This is a genomic window from Streptomyces sp. O3 (assembly GCF_054788135.1).
Genome location: NZ_JBTVYK010000139.1, coordinates 1 through 458, shown reverse-complemented (window position 1 = coordinate 458; position 458 = coordinate 1). Strand labels below are relative to the sequence as shown.

Here is a 458-nt window from a genome sequence, read left to right as displayed (position 1 = left end):
CGTAGTCGCCGCAGCCGGGGCACCAGCGCACTTCCTGGTCGGACTTGAAGTCCTTCATGGACTGCTTGGCCTCGGCCCTGGGCACCAGTTGCAGCAGTCCATTGCCTGCCTCAGTCATCGATGGCCTCCTTGAGGGCCGTGGCGAGCTGCTCGGCCTTGAACGGCATGCCGTTGACCTGGGTGTGGGAGCGGGCGTCCACCAGGTATCTGGCCCGGATGAGTGCGGCGAGCTGGCCGAGGTTCATCTCGGGGATCACGACGCGCTCGTAACGGCGCAGGATTTCGCCGAGGTTGGGCGGGAAGGGGTTGAGGTGGCGCAGGTGGGCTTGGGCGATGTGGTGGCCGGTGCGGCGCAGGCGTCGTACGGCGGCGGTGATCGGACCGTAGGTGGAGCCCCAGCCCAGGACCAGCAGCCTGGCCTGGCCGTCGGCGTCGTCGACCTCCAGGTCCGGGACGTC

At 68.6% G+C, this 458-nt stretch carries 1 pseudogene; it reads right to left on the bottom strand.

The annotated features are described in order from the left end of the window. Nucleotides 1-110: 110 nt before the first annotated feature. A pseudogene (locus ACX6XY_RS30065) lies at nucleotides 111-458 on the bottom strand (2-oxoacid:acceptor oxidoreductase subunit alpha); the annotation flags it as partial.